Genomic DNA, 13,618 nt, shown 5'->3' with positions numbered 1-13,618 from the left:
GCGTGCGCCTGCGACGGGCGCAGGATGGGTGTGAGCCCACCGGTTCTGGCAGGAAACCGGTGGGTGAGGGACAGGGCCTCACTGCGGGGTCCGGGCCGCGAGCTTCCCCCTGACCGCGGCCCGGACCGGCAGGTCCGTCCTCGTCGGGGGAAGCGGCTTGTCCCCCGACGCCGCTTCCCCCGTTCCACGTGTCGAAGGTCCCGACTCCGGTCGGGGCCTTCTTCGCGTTGCACCCGTGCGCCCCCGCGCCTGCGTGCGGGGCCGCAGGGGCGTACGGGGGCTCGGGCGCGTTCGGGGGCGTACAGGGGGCGCGCGAGAGGCGTACGGGGGTGGCTCCGGCCCCCGTGGCTACTCCAGGCCGCCGGCCAGGTCGGTGAGGGGCTGTACGGGCGCGATGACGGGGGCCAGGTGGTTGGGCAGCTCCATCAGCGCGTTGAGCTGGTTCGCCCCGGCGCTGAGCTGCGACCCGATCTCCTGGACCGACGTGGGCTGCGCCCCGGCCGGCATCCCCGGGGCGGCGGCCGGCAGGTCCGGGAGGGTGAGGGGGGAGACCGGGGCGGCCGAGGCTGCGGGTGCGGCGAGGCCCGCGGCGGCCCCCGCGAGGGCGATGGCGGCGAGCATGCGCTGGGTCTTGGTCATGCCGTGACAACGGCCGAAGGGGCGGGCGGTCACGCTGGTGTCCTCCGGAGAGGGGATCGGAATACGCCGAGAGCCCCGACCCTTGCGGGGCGGGGCTCTCGATCGAAGCGGTAGTGGAGGGATTTGAACCCCCGATGGGTTGCCCCATACTCGCTTTCGAGGCGAGCTCCTTCGGCCACTCGGACACACTACCGAGATGGATCCTAGCCTAAGGAACCCCATCCGCTGAAATCGGTAGGTCCGAGGGCGTCGCGGCCGGCGTGAGCAGGCCTTTTCCGGGCCCTCGGCTCCGGGCCCCGAGCTGCGGTCCGGCTCAGAGGTCGCGGAAGAAGTCCGTCAGCTGCCGCGCGCACTCGTCGGCCAGGACGCCCCGGACCACCTCGGGACGGTGGTTGAGCCTGCGGTCCCGTACGAGGTCCCACAGCGACCCGGCGGCGCCCGCCTTCTCGTCGTCCGCGCCGTAGACGACCCGGGCGACGCGCGACTGGACGAGCGCGCCCGCGCACATGACGCACGGCTCCAGGGTCACCACGAGGGTGCACCCCGGAAGACGCCACTCTCCGAGTTCGGCGGCCGCCCGGCGCAGTGCCACGACCTCGGCGTGCGCGGTGGGGTCGCCGGTCGCTTCGCGTTCGTTGTACCCGGTGGCGAGGATTTGCCCGTCCGGGCCCAGCACGACGGCGCCGACCGGCACATCGCCGGCCGGCACCGCCAGGGCGGCCTCCTGGAGCGCCAGGCGCATGGAGTCCCGCCACGGGTCCCGTACGGGATCGGGACCGTCGGTGTTCGCAGGGAGCACTAGCGGACGGCCTCCAGGACCTCGGTGGCGCCGAGGGAATCGGCGATCTCCGAGAGCGCGTCCCCGTCCAGGGTCATCAGTTGTTTGTTGGTCACCCCGAGATCATCCAGCAGTCGGGGGTCACCGAGCGGACCGGCTGGTACCGGTTCCGCACCGGTCCCACCCACCTCGTCCTCGTCGGCGTCATCGTCCGCGAACGCGGTGACGGCATCCTCCTCGCCGTCCTCGGTGCCGTCCAGGTCCAGGTCGTCGAGTTCGTCGTCCTCCTCGTCGCTGCCCAGCAGCTCTTTGGTCAGCATCGAGCCGTAGGAGCTGCGGGCGGCCGCGGAGGCGTTCGATACGAAGTACCGCGGGTCCTCCTCGCCGTCCACGCGGACGACGCCGAACCAGGCGTCCTCCTGCTCGATGAGGGCGACCACCGTGTCGTCGTCGACAGCGGCGGACCGGGCGAGATCGATCAGATCACTGAGGGACTCGACGTCGTCGAGTTCCATGTCGCTCGCTTCCCACCCGTCTTCGGTGCGCGCGAGCAGTGCGGCGAAATACACCGTGACTCTCCCACTGGTCTTAGGCGTGCCGGTTGGAGGTCCCCCCGGCCGGAGGTTGGGGCACAGCGGCCGTGCTGCTCGCCGTCCGTACCCCGCCCAATCGGCATCGTGGCAGAAACGGCGGCTTTGCGAGAGGTCTTCCGCGCTTGCGTCGCGCCGCGCCGTGCACCGGCGGGGGCTGTACGGGGTTGCGGCGCGGGGGCGGCGGGGTCGTGGGGAGGGGCGTGGGGCGGGTGGTGCGGCCCGGACGTGTCGCGGCGTGCCGGGGCCCGGATCACCAGCGGAAGGTGCGCATGCGCATCTGCTGGCGCATACGGGCCGCTCGGGCGCGGCGGGGCTGGACGCGATCGCGCAGCTCGCGAGCCTCCATCAGGTCGCGCAGGAACTGCGCGCGGCGTGCTCGGCGCTGCGCCGCGGTCTCCGGCACCTCGTCCTTCGGCTGCCTGTCGGGCATCGGCCACCACCTGGCTGGTCGGTCGTCCCCCCTGCACCCACCTTCCCCCGGACGGCTCGTTTGATGCCACCCCGCCGCAGGTCAGACGTCGTCCTTCAGCGTCGGGACCACCGCCACCGGGCCGTGCGCGTGGTGGAGCACCGCATGGGCCACCGAGCCGATCGCCAGCGACATGGCGGTGCGCCGCGGGTGGTGGCGGCCCACCACGACCAGTGCCGCCGCGCGGGAGGCGATGACCAGCCGGCCCGCCGGGTCCCCGGGCACCGCTGCCTGTTCGACGGGGACGTCGGGAAACCGCTCGCGCAGCGGCGCCAGCCGCTCCGTCTGGGACCGCAGCATCTCCCGTTCGGCCGGTACGCCGTCCCCCTCGTCGGCCAGCCCCTCGGGCGGGATCACGGTGAAGGGGGTGTCGATCACCAGGTTCGGCGAGGGCGGGATGGCGTACGCGGAGACCACCTGGACGGTGGTCCCCCGCACGGCGGCCTCGGTGAACGCGAAGGTCAGTACGTCCTCGGGCGTCTCGGCGGCGTGTAGCCCGAGCACCACCCGCCCGGCCGACTGCTCGGCGCCCGCGCCCGCGTCGGCGTCGCCGGTGGCGTCGCCGGCGGCCTCGGCCTCGGCGTCCGCGGCGCCGCGCTCCGCGTGCGGGACCACGACCACCGGGCACGCGGCCGTGCTGGCCACGGCCCGGCTGCTGGAGCCGAGCAGCAGGCTGGCGAAGCCGCCGTGGCCCCGGGATCCCATCACCAGCATCCGGGCCTGCGAGCCGATCACGCGCAGCGCCTCGGGCACGGAGCCCTCCAGGGCCTCGTACGCGACTCCCTCGGGCAGCCCGGGGCCGCCGGCGCCGAGCAGGGACCGGACCCAGTCGCGCACGGGGTCGGGGATCTCCTCCGGTTCGGAGGCGTCGTGCAGCGAGGCCCGGCGCCCGGCGTACAACTGGGCGTGATCGGGCAGTACATGGGCGACCAGCAGCCCGCAGTCGTGCCGGACGGCCTCCTTCCGCGCCCACTCCAGGGCCCGCAGGCTGTGGTCCGACCCGTCGACGGCCGCGATCACCGGTGTGTTGCTCATCCGTCCAGCCTGCTGGGCGTCCGCGCGGGTCGCATCCGCAGGGACGCGGCGGGCCCGGCCGTCGCTTCGGACGCGATGGAGCCGCGTCAGCGCGTAGCCTTTTGGGTGCAGGTCGCGTCGTGCGACCGTTTTTGCAGGTCGCAGGCTGAGTTTTGGAGGATGTTGTGCGTTTGCAGGTCGTCGATCACCCCTTGGTGGCGCACAAACTCACCACCCTGCGCGACAAGCGCACCGACTCCGCCACCTTCCGGCGGCTCGCCGACGAGCTGGTGACCCTGCTCGCCTACGAGGCCACCCGGGACGTGCGCACGGAGCGGGCCGACATCGAGACCCCGGTCGCCCCGACCACGGGCGTGAAGCTCTCGGCCCCCCGGCCGTTGATCGTCCCGATCCTGCGGGCGGGCCTTGGCATGCTCGACGGCATGGTGCGGCTGCTGCCGACCGCCGAGGTGGGCTTCATGGGCATGGTCCGCAACGAGGAGACCCTGGAGGCCTCCACGTACGCGACGCGCATGCCGGAGGACCTCTCGGGTCGCCAGGTCTACGTCGTCGACCCGATGCTCGCCACCGGCGGCACGCTGGTCGCGGCGATCCAGGAGCTGATCAAGCGCGGCGCCGACGACGTCACGGCCGTGGTGCTGCTGGCCGCGCCCGAGGGCGTCGAGATCATGGAGCGCGAGCTGGCGGGCACGCCGGTGACGGTGGTGACGGCCGCGGTGGACGAGCGGCTCAACGAGCACGGCTACATCGTGCCGGGCCTGGGCGACGCCGGCGACCGGATGTACGGCTCGGCGGAGTAGGACGGCTCGGCGGAGTAGGACGGCGCGGCGGTCCGGTACGTCGGACGTGCGGTCCGGTACGTCGGACGTGCGGTCCGGCGCGTCCGGACCGCCGCCGTCGGCGCGTCAGCAGTTCTTGGGCGCGGGCGCGGGGTTGGCCAGGAGGGCCAGCGCCTTGTCCGCGTCCTCCTTCGTACTCAGCTCCTTGAAGGCGTCGCCCAGGATCAGGTCGACGTCCGCGGTCTCCCGGGTGTCGGTCTGCTGGGTGGTGCCGGCGAGCTGCGTGCCGAGCACGGCGAAGACCGCCTTGTCGGTCGCGGGGGAGCCCAGCAGTATCCCCGTGCCGGGGACCTTCTTGTCGAAGTCGGCCGGGGCGTTGCCCACGTGGCCGATCACGAAGCCGCGTTTGGCCAGCTCGTCACCGACGGCCTTGGCCAGGCCCGCGCGCGGTGTCGCGTTGTAGACGTTGACCGTGATCTCCCCGGGCGGGGGGAGCACGACCGCCGGTTTGGCGGCGGCCGGGGCGGTGGAGGCGGCGCCGGGGCCGCCCTTGGCAGCGGCACCGGGAGGCGTCGTCGGGCAGTCCTTGGCACCCGCAGCCGTGTTCCGTTTGGGGCTGTCGCCCCGGAACACGTCGATGAGCTGCAGGGCCCCGTAGCCGACCAGGGCCAGCGCAAGGATCGAGCCGAGCACGGCGAGGACGATCCGGGTACGGCTCCGCTTACGACTCATACGGGGGTAGGCGGCTCCCGTGACGCGGTACTTTCCGCCCATGCCGGGGGGAGTGAGCATGCTCATGGGCGCAGCGTAGTGCGACCCGGTGTCGATGCCTACTAAATGATCTGCTGATAGGTCAATGGTGACCCGAAAGGCGCAATCCGGGAGAAGTCGTCAGTCCATCTCGAGGACGCGCGCGTGCAGCACCTGGCGCTGCTGGAGGGCGGCGCGCACGGCGCGGTGCAGCCCGTCCTCCAGGTAAAGGTCGCCCCGCCACTTCACGACGTGCGCGAACAGGTCGCCGTAGAAGGTGGAGTCCTCGGCGAGCAGCGTTTCGAGGTCCAGCTGGCCCTTGGTCGTCACGAGCTGGTCGAGCCGGACCGGGCGCGGCGCGACGTCCGCCCACTGCCGGGTGGTTTCCCTGCCGTGGTCCGGGTAGGGCCGTCCGCTTCCGATGCGCTTGAAGATCACACGGAAAGCCTACCGGGCCGGTGCGTGCGGGCGCAGCCTCGTGACGGCGGTGCAAAAGTGACGAACACTGCTATTTGGGGAGTGAATCATGAGCGAGAGCACCGACCCCGCCCCTCCGGCGGACCGGACGGACCCGGCGGGCCCGTCCGCGGAGATCGCCGCCGGGTACGCGTTCACCGGCCCCGCGCTCGACCTCGGGGCCCTCCTCTGGGACGGCGACTGCCTGCCCGACCGTCAGATCCGCATCCCCCTGGCGATGCTGAACCGGCACGGTCTGGTCGCCGGAGCCACCGGAACCGGCAAGACCAAGACGCTCCAGCTCATCGCCGAACAGCTCTCGGCGGGCGGCGTCCCCGTCTTCCTCGCGGACATCAAGGGCGACCTCTCGGGGATCTCGGCGCCCGGGACGGCGGGCGAGCGGATCGACGAACGGGCCCGGGACGTGGCCCAGTCGTGGGAGCCCACCGGATACCCCTGCGCGTTCTACTCGCTGGGCGGGATCGGCCCGGGGGTGCCGCTGCGGTCCACGGTCACCGGCTTCGGCCCGGTGCTGATGTCGAAGGTGCTCCAGCTCAACCAGACCCAGGAGCAGTCCCTCGGCCTGATCTTCCATTACGCCGACACCAAGGGCCTGGAGCTGATCGACCTCAAGGACCTGCGCGCGGTCGTCGCCTTCCTCGTCTCCGACCAGGGCAAACCCGAACTCAAGGGGATCGGTGGCCTGTCCACGGTGACGGCAGGGGTGATCCTGCGGGCGCTCACCGCCTTCGAGCAGCAGGGCGCGTCGGAGTTCTTCGGCGAGCCCGAGTTCGACACCAGCGAGTTCCTGCGGACGGCCGCCGACGGGCGCGGACTGGTCTCCGTACTGGAACTCCCGGCGGTCCAGGACAAGCCGCAGCTCTTTTCCACCTTCCTGATGTGGCTGCTCGCCGACCTCTACGACGACCTGCCGGAGGTCGGCGACCTGGAGAAGCCCAAACTCGTCTTCTTCTTCGACGAGGCGCACCTGCTCTTCAACGGGGCTTCGAAGGCCTTCCTCGCGGCCATCACCCAGACGGTCCGGCTCATCCGCTCCAAGGGCGTCGGCGTCTTCTTCGTCACCCAGACCCCCAAGGACGTGCCGTCGGACGTCCTCGCCCAGCTCGGCAACCGGGTGCAGCACGCGCTGCGCGCCTTCACCCCCGACGACGCCAAGGCGCTGAAGGCGACCGTGAAGACCTTCCCCCGCTCCGCGTACGACCTGGAGGAACTGCTCACCGGGCTGGGGACCGGCGAGGCGGTCGTCACCGTGCTCAGCGAGAACGGCGCCCCCACCCCGGTCGCGGCGACCCGGCTGCGGGCCCCGCAGTCGCTGATGGGGCCGATCGCGGCGGCGGACCTGGAGCAGGCCGTGAAGTCCTCCTTGCTCTGGTCGCGCTACGCGGAGCCGGTCGACCGCGAGTCGGCGTACGAGAAGATCAGCGCCGAACAGGCCGCCGCGGAGGCGCGGGCGGAGGCCGCCGCGGCCGCCGCCGAGGCCGAGAAGCAGGACGAGGAGGCGCAGAAAGCGGCCGCGCGGGCCGCGCGCAGCGCCCCGAAGCCGGATCCCTCGCTGGCCGAGCAGGTGGTGGGGAGCGGGCTGTTCCGCTCGCTGGCCCGGTCGATCGGGACACAGTTGGGCCGGGAGATCTCGCGCTCTATCTTCGGGACGGCGCGCAGGCGCCGGTGACGCGGTGACAGACTCGGTGCATGCGGACCGAACTCACCGACACCACGTCCAGCAAGGTCAACCGGGCGCTGCTCGAAGCCCGCCGGGCGATAGGCAGCCCGACCATGGGGCTGGTGCTGACCCTCCTCCTCGCCACCGACGAGGAGAACGCCTACGACGCCGTGCGCGCGGCCTCCGAGGCCTCGCGCGAACATCCCTGCCGCATCATCGCGGTGATCAGGCGGTCCTCGCGCGGCCCGCACAAGCTCCGTGCGAACCGGGTCGACGCCGAACTGCGGGTCGGTTCCGACGCCGGGACCGGCGAGATCGTGCTGCTGCGCCTGCACGGGGCGTTGACCGAGCACGCCGGCTCGGTCGTCCTCCCGCTGCTCCTGCCGGATGCACCCGTGGTGGCTTGGTGGCCGGCCGACGCGCCCACCGACCTGGCGCGGGATCCGCTGGGCGCGCTCGCACAGCGCCGGATCACGGACGCGGCCGCCGCCTTCGACCCGGTCGGCGTGCTCGACGAGCGGGCCGCCGGCTACCAGCCCGGCGACACCGACCTGGCCTGGACCCGCCTCACGCCGTGGCGCTCGCTGCTGGCCGCGGCCCTGGACCAGAAGCCGCTGCCGGTGACCGGCGCGGCGGTGGAGAGCGAGCCCGACAACGCGAGCGCGGAGCTGCTGGCGCGCTGGTTGGAGGACCGGCTGGGGGTGCCGGTGGCGCGGGTGGCGACCGAGGGTCCGGTGATCACCGGGGTCAGCCTGCAGACCGCGGGCGGGGAGATCCGGGTGGACCGGCCCGCGGGCGTGTTGGCTACCTTGAGCCTGCCGGAGAGCCCCGACCGGAGGGTGGCACTGAAGATCCGCAGCGGCGCCGAACTGATCGCGGAGGAACTGCGCCGCCTCGACGCGGACGTGGTCTACGGCTCCGCGCTGCGGCGGCGGCCGCTCCAGACGGGGCTCTCCGCGTAGTGGTTGTCGTAGGTCGCCGAGCTGTCCTTGATGTCCTGCACGGTGGCCTCGCCCGCGTTGACCCGGCCGAGGAGCCGGTAGTAGTCGAAGCGGCCCATGCCGGGGGTGAAGCCGACGAAGACGGCGGCGGTGTGGCCGGCGGCGGGGGCGAAGGCGTGCTTCACGCCCGGCGGGACCGCGATGAAGTCGCCGGCGCCCAGGGTGTGGATCTCGTCGTCGACGAGGATGTCGAGCCGGCCGGCGGTGACGTGGAAGAACTCGGTGGCCTTGGTGTGGAAGTGCACCGGGGCACCCGCCGCTCCCTCGTCGAAGGTGGCGGTGTTGCAGGTGAGTTCAGCGGTGTCGGTGAGCAGGGTGATGAGGCTGCCGGGGGCATCCTGGATGGCTTCGGCGGTGGCGGCGCGGGTCGCGATCTCTGTCATGTCCACCAATCTACGATCTTGAGCGACCGGAATCAGGGGTCAATCAACGGCCTATGCGGCCGGTCAATTCGGTGGCCCGGGATCAGGAGCCGCCCGCGGCCCCGGTGGCCCTCGCGGCCTTCGTAGCCTTTGCGGCCTTCGTGGCCTTTGCGGAGGCCTTCATCTCCTGCTTGTGCGCCCGCACCTTGGCCAGGGACTCCGGTCCCGTGATGTCGGCTGCGGAACGGTAGACGTTCGCCTGGCCGTAGCCGCCCGCGGCCTCCCGCCAGCCCGTCGGACGCACGCCGAACCGCTTGCCCAGCAGGGCGAGGAAGATCTGCGCCTTCTGCTCCCCGAAGCCCGGCAGCGCCTTGAGGCGTTTCAGCAGCTCCTGACCCGTCGCGGCGTCGGCCCAGACCGCCTCGGCGTTCCCGTCGTAGTGCTCGACGAGGTACGCGCACAACTGCTGGACGCGCGTCGCCATCGATCCCGGATACCGGTGGACGGCGGGCTTCTCGGAGAGCAGGGCCGCGAAGGCCTCCGGGTCGTACGCGGCGATGGCGTGCGCGTCGAGATCGTCGCCGCCCAGCCGCTGGGCGATCGTCCAGGGCCCCGAGAACGCCCACTCCATCGGCACCTGCTGGTCCAGCAGCATTCCGACGAGTGCGGCGAGCGGGCTCCGGCCGAGCAGCGCGTCGGCCTCCGGCTGCTGTGCCAGCCGGATGGTGATGTCCTTGTCCATGGCTCCAGCGTCCCGCCTGGGCGCGCTCCCCGCGCGGTCGCCGCACCGCGCGCCTAGCGTGAGTACGACCGTCTACGACGACGACAGGTACGAGACGAGGAGTCGATCGATCATGTCCGAGTTCTCCGAAGGCGCTCCGTGCTGGGTGGACGCGATGTTCGCCGACGTGGAGGGGGCCAAGACCTTCTACGCGGACGTGCTGGGCTGGACCTTCGGCGAGGCCAGCAGCGAGTACGGCAACTACACGCAGGCCTACTCCGACGGCAAGGCCGTCGCGGCCGTGGTCCCGCCGATGCCGGGGGCCGACGCACCCTCCCAGTGGTGTCTGTACTTCGCTTCGCCCGACGCGGCGGCCACCGCCGAGAAGGTGAGGACCAATGGCGGCGAGGTGCTGATGGGCCCGATGCAGGTGGGCGCCTTCGGCACGATGCTGATCGCGAAGGAGCCGAGCGGTGCGGTCTTCGGCGTCTGGCAGCCGGGCGAGCACAAGGGCTTCGAGAAGATGGGCGAGTCGGGATCGTACGCGTGGGCGGAGGTCTTCACCCGGGACCCGGCCAAGGCGGACGCCTTCCTGCCGAAGGTCTTCCCCTACGGCGCTCAGCAGATGGATCCGGGCGAGGACCCCGAGATGGCTGGCATGGACTTCAAGGTCTTCAGCGTCGAAGGCGCCGGGAACCCGGTGCTGGGCCGGATGAAGATGGACGACGACTTCCCGCCGGAAGTGCCGCCTTACATCCAGGTCTACTTCGGGGTGCCGGACTGCGACGAGGCGGTGTCGAAGACCCAGAAGCACGGCGGGAAGCTGCACTTCGGCCCGATGGACAGCCCGTTCGGCCGGTTCGCGGCGGTCACGGACCCGCAGGGCGCCGCTTTCGCCGTGATCGACATGTCGACAACAGTGGGTGAGATGCCGAGCTTCGGCTGAGCGACGTCCCCGCCGTGTCGCCGGACCCGGCGACACGGCAGACTGCCCCCGGCACACGGGTTCGAGCTACACGGGGGCGGATTTCCATGAGACGCGCGACGATGCTCGCTGCTGCGGGATGCGGACTGGCCATCCTCGCGACGGCCGCGTGCACCCTGCCGTCCGCGCCGGCGCTCTCGCCGCCCGCGGTCCCGGCGCAGCCCGCACCGGTGCCCGTGACGTCGGCGCCACCGGCACCGGCACCATCCCCGACGGTGTCCCAGCCGCCGCGGGCGTCCGGGCCGTCCGGGCCCGCGCAGCCGGTCGGGGACGCGAAGGTCACGGCCGCCGACGGAGCCCTGCTGGAGGCCGCCCGCGCGGGCTCGGACGCCCGTGTTCCGGACGACGGATCCGTCATCGTGATCCACCGCGAACCGGCCGGCGACGCGGGCGAGCTCGCCTGGATGCCCGACGACGGGAACTACTGCCTGGCCGTGGTGCGCGATGCCCGCGCGAGCACCACCTGCAACCCCTTGCCGAAGTCCTGGGCGCGGATCGGGATCCGGCTGGTGACCGAGGGCGTCACGTACCACGCGGGGCCCACGGTCTACTTCGCCGTCGTGGACGGCGGCCATGCCCCGTACGCGTACGTCGGACGCGGGCCGCAGAGCCCCGGCACGGGCCCGGTCCGCGACGCCACGGCCGTCTTCGCCTCGGGCCGGACGCTGAGCCTGCTCACGTACGAACGCCCCACCCGCCAGCTCTCGCCGGGCGACCGGGAGATCTGCAGCGCGGACAACGCCGTTTGCTTCCCCGCCCTCGACGTCTACGTCCCCGGCAGCCCCTGAGCGCGGGCGAGACTTTTTCGCGCGGCCTGTCACATCGGTGCGGCGGGGCGGGTCAGTGGAGTGAAGCAGGCGGGGAACAGACCGGAGCGAGTCCGCACCGGCGCCCGCCCGAGGGGAGCTCGGATGTCCACCACTGCTGTTGTCTTCGCCCTGGTCGGCGCGTTCATGGTCGGATTCTCGGCGGCTTCGATGTTCTTCGAGGCGAAGTGGGTCGTGGAGCCGCTGGTCGAGTACGGGGTTCCGCGCTCGTGGTGGACCCGGCTCGCCACCGCGAAGGCGGCCGGCGCGGCGGGCCTGGCGGTGGGCGTCTTCGTCCCCGCGATCGGCATCGCGGCGGCGATCGGGGTCGCCCTGTACTTCGCGGGCGCCGTGATCACGGTGCTGCGGGCGAAGTCCTACGCCCACGTTGCCTTCCCGGTGATCTACGCGGCCCCGGCGGTCGTGGCCCTGGCCCTCGGCTTCACGGGCTGAACGGGAGCGGGGGAGGGCGGCCCACGGACTCCTCCTACGGGGTCACGTGGGGCAGGTCGGCGGCGCGGACGCGGTGCAGCGGCCCGGCCGCGCGCAGCACCACGTCCAGGACGGCCTCGGGCCGGGCGGCGTAACTGTTGGAGAACCACGGCATGTTGGCCTCGACCACGGCGTACCGGCCCGTCGCTCCGACGAGGCCGACGTCGACGGTGACGGCGCTGGGCAGCCCGGTGCCGGTCGCGGCGAGCAGCGCGGCCGCGAAGCCGCGTACGTCCGCCCCGCGCGCGTCCTCGTCGAGGGGAGCGGGGTCCAGGTGCCCATGGACGGCGTACCGGCTCCCGGCGACGACCTCCCCGTCGAGCAGGAACAGCCGGTACTCGGCGGCGAAGTCCACCACCTCCGAGACCAGCACGGGGGTGGCGGCGGGCAGGGACCGGGGCAGCGGCGAGCCGGGCCCGTACACGGCGGGCGGGAAGGACTTCTCGCGCGGCGGCTTCACGAACGCCGGCCGCCCGGATCCGGTCAGCTCCCGCGCCGCCCGGCCCAGGGTGGTCAGCTCGATCCGGCGGCCCGTGAACCGCTCGGGCAGCCGCGTGAGCCAGTCGTCGGGCGGCTCCAGCAGCCCCAGCCCGAGCGCGCCGGCCACCCGCGCGGCGGCGTGCGGACCACCGCACCAGTGCACGGCCCGGCCGGCCAGTTCGCCGAAGCCGGGGCCGAGGGCCCGCACGGCCATCCCCCGGCGCGCGGCTGCCTCGGCGAGCAGCCCGGCCGTGGCGGTCGGCCGAGCCGGTATCAGAAACACCTCGTCCGTCATCCGGCCATTGTGCGGCGACCGGCGGTCCGGCCCCTGAACTACGCCCTGCGCCGGGTGGCCGTCGGAGCCGGGAGCGCCTAGCACCCGGCCCGGACCGGCGCGCTCCTGCTCAACCCGTGGAAGTACGAGGGCCGATCTGCGGGCGGTTGCGTGAGTCCTCGTGAGATCGACTTCGCGGAACATCTGCGCCGGGACGCGGGGTTCCGTGGAAGACCTGGCTGGTGTGCCAAGAGCGGTGGTGCGCCGCCACCGGGCGGACGCCCGGCTGCGGACCGATGAGGGGGCGGCCGGCGAGGGCTATGACGTGCTCGCGGGCCGCGGGGCTGTGCCCGACGAAGCGCTGCGAGACGAGGATGCGGTGGCCGTCACCCACACCGAGGACGCCCTTGTCGAAGAGTTTGTGGTGCAGTGAGCACAGGCACAGGCCGTTGTCGACGTCGTCCGGGCCGCCGAACGCCCACCAGCGCACGTGTGCGGCCTCCAGCCCGACCGGAACCGCGCCGATCCGGCCGTCGTAACCGCAGAAGGCGCACTGGTACTCGTAGGCCGTCAGCACCAGCTCCCGCATCCGCCGGTCCCTCGACCGGCGCGCTGGCGACGGCCGCCCGGTCTCCGCCGGCTCCAGCTCCAGTCCCGTCGCTTCGCACAGCTCGCCGTGCAGGGAGGGCGGGAAGTGCAGGTCCAGCAGTACGCGCGCCATCCGGCCCAGCAGCGACGGCTCCCGCCGCAGCGCCGTCCGCAGCTCCGGCGCCAGCCGCCCCGCGGCCCCCGTCGCCCGCAGCTCGCGCACCGCGCTGCCAGGACTGCCGAGTCCGTCTCGGGTGCGCACTTCCCAGACCCCGTCGCTGGTCAGATGGTGGAAGGGGTAGGCGGGCGTCGTCTTGTTGGGCGGACCGTACTCGGCCAGCAGCCGCTGTAGCTCCTCTTCCACGGCGCTGTAGATCAGCTCGCCGTCCGCGTCCTGCTGGAACCGGCCGAGGGCGTAGAGGAAGAGCAGCGGCTTGTGCGGAGCGCGAGCCCCGCCCTTGGTCCACTGCCGCAGTGTCGCGGTCCGCTCCAGCCAGTCCATGAGCGGTGATCGTAGTTGCGCCGAACTGAACGCCGGCCGGGGCCCGTCACGGGCATGTGTCTGGCCCGTCCGAGGGCGCCGTAAGGACTCGTAGGTAAAGGTCCGAAGTAAACGCAACCACGAACCATGGTGTGCCGCTTGGTCGGCGCCCAGGGGCCAGCGTGGTCGGGAATCGAACCCGCGCATTCCGTGGCGATCAAGGAGGGCGGCAAGCGGCCCTTGGTGAG

Annotated in this window: 17 protein-coding genes and 1 tRNA gene; 6 read left to right on the top strand and 12 right to left on the bottom strand. The window is 72.5% G+C overall.

The annotated features are described in order from the left end of the window. Window positions 1-348 precede the first annotated feature (348 nt). The 6 genes from ACIQK6_RS11015 to ACIQK6_RS10990 all read right to left on the bottom strand — a co-directional run bounded on the left by ACIQK6_RS11015 (window position 349) and on the right by ACIQK6_RS10990 (window position 3,514). On the bottom strand, window positions 349-672 hold the full coding sequence (locus ACIQK6_RS11015) for a hypothetical protein (protein ID WP_329100329.1): 324 nt from the start codon (window positions 670-672) through the stop codon (window positions 349-351). A gap of 75 nt (window positions 673-747) precedes the next feature. Further along, a tRNA-Ser gene (locus ACIQK6_RS11010) sits at window positions 748-832 on the bottom strand. 120 nt (window positions 833-952) lie between these two features. Then, a complete protein-coding gene (gene tadA / locus ACIQK6_RS11005; RefSeq protein WP_329107794.1) occupies window positions 953-1,381 on the bottom strand; it encodes a tRNA adenosine(34) deaminase TadA in 429 nt (142 codons plus the stop codon). 56 nt (window positions 1,382-1,437) lie between these two features. Beyond that, a complete protein-coding gene (locus tag ACIQK6_RS11000; RefSeq protein WP_329100331.1) occupies window positions 1,438-1,986 on the bottom strand; it encodes a hypothetical protein in 549 nt (182 codons plus the stop codon). A 274-nt stretch (window positions 1,987-2,260) separates the two neighbouring features. After that, the gene (locus ACIQK6_RS10995; protein WP_030768873.1) at window positions 2,261-2,440 is read right to left on the bottom strand and encodes a hypothetical protein; all 180 of its coding nucleotides are present in this window, start codon (window positions 2,438-2,440) and stop codon (window positions 2,261-2,263) included. A gap of 81 nt (window positions 2,441-2,521) precedes the next feature. Next, the gene (locus tag ACIQK6_RS10990; RefSeq protein ID WP_329100333.1) at window positions 2,522-3,514 is read right to left on the bottom strand and encodes a universal stress protein; all 993 of its coding nucleotides are present in this window, start codon (window positions 3,512-3,514) and stop codon (window positions 2,522-2,524) included. A 164-nt stretch (window positions 3,515-3,678) separates the two neighbouring features. Between ACIQK6_RS10990 and upp the strand changes: the two genes are divergently transcribed. Then, window positions 3,679-4,314, top strand: a complete 636-nt coding sequence (gene upp, locus ACIQK6_RS10985; protein WP_329100334.1) for a uracil phosphoribosyltransferase — start codon at window positions 3,679-3,681, stop codon at window positions 4,312-4,314. Between the two features lie 105 nt (window positions 4,315-4,419). On the opposite strand, the gene ACIQK6_RS10980 is transcribed toward upp, so the two are convergent. Next, complete coding sequence (locus tag ACIQK6_RS10980) at window positions 4,420-5,091, bottom strand: LytR C-terminal domain-containing protein (RefSeq protein ID WP_329100336.1); 672 nt, start codon at window positions 5,089-5,091, stop codon at window positions 4,420-4,422. Window positions 5,092-5,184: 93 nt separating this feature from the next. Further along, window positions 5,185-5,481: a type II toxin-antitoxin system VapB family antitoxin gene (locus ACIQK6_RS10975; protein ID WP_030010424.1), complete on the bottom strand. Its 297-nt coding sequence runs from the start codon at window positions 5,479-5,481 to the stop codon at window positions 5,185-5,187. A gap of 88 nt (window positions 5,482-5,569) precedes the next feature. On the opposite strand from ACIQK6_RS10975, the gene ACIQK6_RS10970 reads away from it, so the two are divergent. Both ACIQK6_RS10970 and opcA read left to right on the top strand, forming a co-directional pair. Beyond that, complete coding sequence (locus ACIQK6_RS10970) at window positions 5,570-7,189, top strand: helicase HerA-like domain-containing protein (protein ID WP_402694700.1); 1,620 nt, start codon at window positions 5,570-5,572, stop codon at window positions 7,187-7,189. Between the two features lie 20 nt (window positions 7,190-7,209). Further along, window positions 7,210-8,142, top strand: a complete 933-nt coding sequence (gene opcA / locus ACIQK6_RS10965; protein ID WP_329100340.1) for a glucose-6-phosphate dehydrogenase assembly protein OpcA — start codon at window positions 7,210-7,212, stop codon at window positions 8,140-8,142. Here the strand turns inward: opcA and ACIQK6_RS10960 are convergent. Further along, complete coding sequence (locus ACIQK6_RS10960) at window positions 8,091-8,564, bottom strand: cupin domain-containing protein (protein WP_329100343.1); 474 nt, start codon at window positions 8,562-8,564, stop codon at window positions 8,091-8,093. The two genes, opcA and ACIQK6_RS10960, sit on opposite strands and share 52 nt — an antisense overlap. An 82-nt stretch (window positions 8,565-8,646) precedes the next feature. After that, a complete protein-coding gene (locus ACIQK6_RS10955; protein WP_329100345.1) occupies window positions 8,647-9,285 on the bottom strand; it encodes an HhH-GPD-type base excision DNA repair protein in 639 nt (212 codons plus the stop codon). Between the two features lie 112 nt (window positions 9,286-9,397). Between ACIQK6_RS10955 and ACIQK6_RS10950 the strand changes: the two genes are divergently transcribed. The 3 genes from ACIQK6_RS10950 to ACIQK6_RS10940 all read left to right on the top strand — a co-directional run bounded on the left by ACIQK6_RS10950 (window position 9,398) and on the right by ACIQK6_RS10940 (window position 11,508). Beyond that, window positions 9,398-10,210 carry a VOC family protein gene (locus ACIQK6_RS10950; RefSeq protein ID WP_329100347.1) on the top strand — a complete coding sequence of 271 codons (813 nt, stop codon included), beginning with the start codon at window positions 9,398-9,400 and terminating at the stop codon, window positions 10,208-10,210. 254 nt (window positions 10,211-10,464) lie between these two features. Beyond that, window positions 10,465-11,037: a hypothetical protein gene (locus tag ACIQK6_RS10945; RefSeq protein ID WP_329100350.1), complete on the top strand. Its 573-nt coding sequence runs from the start codon at window positions 10,465-10,467 to the stop codon at window positions 11,035-11,037. A gap of 123 nt (window positions 11,038-11,160) precedes the next feature. After that, on the top strand, window positions 11,161-11,508 hold the full coding sequence (locus tag ACIQK6_RS10940; RefSeq protein WP_329100352.1) for a DoxX family protein: 348 nt from the start codon (window positions 11,161-11,163) through the stop codon (window positions 11,506-11,508). Window positions 11,509-11,542: 34 nt separating this feature from the next. Here the strand turns inward: ACIQK6_RS10940 and ACIQK6_RS10935 are convergent, their stop codons facing one another. Together ACIQK6_RS10935 and ACIQK6_RS10930 are read right to left on the bottom strand one after the other, a co-directional pair. Next, window positions 11,543-12,322: an ATP-grasp domain-containing protein gene (locus tag ACIQK6_RS10935; protein WP_329100354.1), complete on the bottom strand. Its 780-nt coding sequence runs from the start codon at window positions 12,320-12,322 to the stop codon at window positions 11,543-11,545. Window positions 12,323-12,431: 109 nt separating this feature from the next. After that, the gene (locus tag ACIQK6_RS10930) at window positions 12,432-13,391 is read right to left on the bottom strand and encodes a phosphorothioated DNA-binding restriction endonuclease (RefSeq protein ID WP_329100357.1); all 960 of its coding nucleotides are present in this window, start codon (window positions 13,389-13,391) and stop codon (window positions 12,432-12,434) included. Window positions 13,392-13,618 lie beyond the last annotated feature (227 nt).

The sequence above is a fragment of the Streptomyces sp. NPDC091682 genome, from assembly GCF_044756625.1.
Lineage (GTDB): Bacteria > Actinomycetota > Actinomycetes > Streptomycetales > Streptomycetaceae > Streptomyces.
This window is presented reverse-complemented; position numbering and strand designations above follow the sequence as displayed.

What these genes read in the sequence shown, in the direction of transcription:
- opcA (WP_329100340.1), top strand. Translation starts at nt 7,210, where the DNA reads ATGCGGACCGAACTCACCGACACCACGTCCAGCAAGGTCAACCGGGCG.
- ACIQK6_RS10955 (WP_329100345.1), bottom strand. Translation starts at nt 9,285, where the DNA reads ATGGACAAGGACATCACCATCCGGCTGGCACAGCAGCCGGAGGCCGAC.
- tadA (WP_329107794.1), bottom strand. Translation starts at nt 1,381, where the DNA reads ATGCGCCTGGCGCTCCAGGAGGCCGCCCTGGCGGTGCCGGCCGGCGAT.
- ACIQK6_RS10940 (WP_329100352.1), top strand. Translation starts at nt 11,161, where the DNA reads ATGTCCACCACTGCTGTTGTCTTCGCCCTGGTCGGCGCGTTCATGGTC.
- ACIQK6_RS10995 (WP_030768873.1), bottom strand. Translation starts at nt 2,440, where the DNA reads ATGCCCGACAGGCAGCCGAAGGACGAGGTGCCGGAGACCGCGGCGCAG.
- ACIQK6_RS10930 (WP_329100357.1), bottom strand. Translation starts at nt 13,391, where the DNA reads ATGGACTGGCTGGAGCGGACCGCGACACTGCGGCAGTGGACCAAGGGC.
- ACIQK6_RS10950 (WP_329100347.1), top strand. Translation starts at nt 9,398, where the DNA reads ATGTCCGAGTTCTCCGAAGGCGCTCCGTGCTGGGTGGACGCGATGTTC.
- ACIQK6_RS10960 (WP_329100343.1), bottom strand. Translation starts at nt 8,564, where the DNA reads ATGACAGAGATCGCGACCCGCGCCGCCACCGCCGAAGCCATCCAGGAT.
- ACIQK6_RS10970 (WP_402694700.1), top strand. Translation starts at nt 5,570, where the DNA reads ATGAGCGAGAGCACCGACCCCGCCCCTCCGGCGGACCGGACGGACCCG.
- ACIQK6_RS10980 (WP_329100336.1), bottom strand. Translation starts at nt 5,091, where the DNA reads ATGAGCATGCTCACTCCCCCCGGCATGGGCGGAAAGTACCGCGTCACG.
- ACIQK6_RS10935 (WP_329100354.1), bottom strand. Translation starts at nt 12,322, where the DNA reads ATGACGGACGAGGTGTTTCTGATACCGGCTCGGCCGACCGCCACGGCC.
- ACIQK6_RS10990 (WP_329100333.1), bottom strand. Translation starts at nt 3,514, where the DNA reads ATGAGCAACACACCGGTGATCGCGGCCGTCGACGGGTCGGACCACAGC.